The organism is Psychromonas sp. (assembly GCF_983033635.1).
On the sequence record NZ_CEZLMY010000221.1, the window covers coordinates 1,953 to 4,739 of the forward strand.

A 2,787-nucleotide genomic window follows, 5' to 3' on the forward strand; every position below is an offset into this window, starting at 1 on the left:
CTGGCGAAATTTGCAGCTATCCCGGCACGCAATGTTAGCTACGCAGGCCTTAAAGATCGTCAGGGGGATACAAAACAGTGGTTTTCATTGCATATCCCTGGAAAAATCACACCCGATTTTTCGCAGTTTGAATCACCCGGTGTAACGATTTTAAAAGTTATTCGCCATAATAAAAAGATAAAAACGGGCGCGTTAGCAGGTAACTACTTTTCAATTGTTTTACGTGAAATTAGTGATAAAAGCGCGCTGCAAAAAGCATTACAGCAAGTGCAGGATGGTGTGCCGAACTATTTTGGGCAGCAGCGTTTTGGTTTTGATGGTAACAATGTCAATGCGGCTTTAACTATGTTTCAAGGACGAAAAATAAAAGATCGTTTTAAGCGCGGTATTTATTTAAGCGCAGCTCGCAGTTATCTGTTTAATCAAGTGATTTCTGCGCGTATCAAAGATGATTTGTATAAAAAACCATTGTTAGGTGACTGTGTTCAGTTTGTTGGCAATCGTTCTTTTTTTCCGTTAACGGATCTTGAGCCCGCGACAATGCTGCGTTTAGAGCAACGTGAAATCTGTTTAACCGCACCTTTATGGGGAGCGGGAGAGCTGACCTCTGAGTTAGATGCGAAAGAGTATGAAACAGCACTCTTATCAACTTACCAGGAGATTCAGGCGGGGTTGGCTAAAAATGGTTTGAAACAAGAGCGTCGACCTTTGTTATTAATCCCTGAAAAATTTAGTGCTACTTGGCTTGATGACAGTAGTGTAAAAATCGATTTTTATCTGCCATCGGGTTGTTATGCGACCAGTGTTTTGCGTGAATTAATTAGTGATTTTACGGCGACGTGATAATTATCAACTCTTTCGATATGTTTAGATAAATAATTTAACGCTAAGCCTGACTGTTAATAAAACCAACACTCAGATTTTTTAATTTACGAGATGAGAAAACACCGTGAAAATATTTTCCCCGCTTTATGGCAAAGTAATGCTTTGGTCAAAACATAAGCACGCGCCATTTTATCTGTATATGACCGCTTTTATTGAGTCCATTTTTTGGCCTATCCCTGTTGATATCATGTTAGCGCCAATGGCGCTTGCTAAACGCCAATTAGCTTGGCGTTTTGCGTTAGGCGCAACCATTTTTTCTGTTATTGGTGGTGCAGTTGGTTATTACATTGGTCATGCTTTATATGAGCCCGTTGTTTTGCCTTTTATAGAGTTCATGAGCTATCAGGATAAGATGCAAACAGCGCAAGCCTGGTTTTCACAGTGGGGGGTAATGGTTATTTTTATTGCCAGTTTTACGCCGATTCCCTTTAAAGTGTTTACCATTACCGCCGGTGTAATGAGTATGGTGTTTTTACCCTTTATGTTGACAGCATTAATTGGTCGAGGTTTGCGTTTCTTTGTAGTGGCTGGTTTAATGGTTTTAGGTGGTGAAAAGATGGAAGCGAAACTGAGTAAATATATTGATATTTTGGGGTGGATAACAATTTTGCTTGCCGTAATTTTATATTTAATAGTGAAGCACTAACTGCTTGTGAAATATTTTGCTGTTTTTATCGTACTTTTCTGGGGGCTGTCAGGGTGTTCATCATCAGGCTCCAGAGCCCCTGTTTCCGATCTGACCTTAAGCAAAAGCAAACATAGTGCCCCCTCTAAAAGTTCTTCGAAGAGCAGTTTCTCTGCTAAAAAATTAAAAAACTACAAAGTTAAAGCCGGTGATACCTTGTATGCAATTGCATGGAAATCGGATCTTGACGTTAAAACATTAGTTAAGCGTAATAATTTAAAGCCACCCTATACTATTTACGAAGGACAGATATTAAATCTAATAGAAAAAAAGCAACAAAAACCTAGCAAGGCAAAAAAAACAACTGCAAAAAGTGACCTCTCTTCACAAAAAATAGATAAAAACGCTTCAACACACTGCACAGGTCAAAGCTGCAATAAAAACAGCAATGAAAAGGTTGTACAGAAAAAAACAAAAGCATATTCTGCAAACAAGGCTGATGGAAAAGTAGCTAAAACAACAATAAAAAACAAACAAACGAACAATAAAAAAGTAAGTGTCTGGCGTTGGCCTGCAAAAGGGAAGTTAACTAAAACGTTTTCCTCCTCGCAAGTCGGGATGAAAGGAATTAGTCTTGTCAATCAACGTGGAACAGCTATCTATGCAACCACATCTGGTAAGGTTGTTTATGCAGGTAGTGGTTTACGCGGTTATGGCAATCTAATTATTATTAAACATAATTATGATTATTTAAGCGCTTATGCACACAATGAAAAACTATTAGTTCGTGAGAATGAAAAAATTAAAGTGGGCCAAAAAATAGCAATAATGGGCGATAGCGGCACTGAAAGTGTGCATTTACACTTTGAAATCCGTTACCGTGGTAAATCAGTCGATCCGTTACGTTACCTGCCAAAGCGGTAAATATTCGGCATCCAGCATCATTATTGTGCAATAAACCTAGATTATCTTTAATTATATAAGGGAATGTTATGGGCCATTGCAACACAACTCTTAGAGCGAAAAAGAAGAATTTAAGTATTCAAAAAAAGGGGATATTAGCTATGGGTAAAGTGGCTAAAAGCAATTTACAAGAATGTCAAGATGACAGAACTATAGATAAAAATATAGATAAAAATGTAGATGCAAACAAAGTAACCGCAAGTAGTGAATTAAAAATAATGGATGCCACTCAACTCTATCTCGGTGAGATTGGTTTTTCTCCATTATTAACAGCTCAGGAAGAGGTGTATTACGCACGTCGCTCATTACGCGGT

General features: G+C 38.2%; 4 protein-coding genes. All 4 read left to right on the forward strand.

Translation table 11 applies throughout. The features are described from left to right. On the forward strand, window positions 1-843 hold an 843-nt coding region (truD, locus tag AC4GME_RS17280; RefSeq protein ID WP_490379883.1), incomplete at its 5' end, for a tRNA pseudouridine(13) synthase TruD. Between the two features lie 106 nt (window positions 844-949). After that, on the forward strand, window positions 950-1,531 hold the full coding sequence (locus AC4GME_RS17285) for a YqaA family protein (RefSeq protein ID WP_490377579.1): 582 nt from the start codon (window positions 950-952) through the stop codon (window positions 1,529-1,531). A 6-nt stretch (window positions 1,532-1,537) separates the two neighbouring features. Further along, entirely contained in the window at window positions 1,538-2,434 is an 897-nt protein-coding gene (locus AC4GME_RS17290; protein ID WP_490377578.1) for a peptidoglycan DD-metalloendopeptidase family protein, read from the forward strand. 68 nt (window positions 2,435-2,502) lie between these two features. After that, the coding region (locus AC4GME_RS17295; protein ID WP_490379884.1) for a sigma-70 factor domain-containing protein at window positions 2,503-2,787 on the forward strand (285 nt) is incomplete at its 3' end.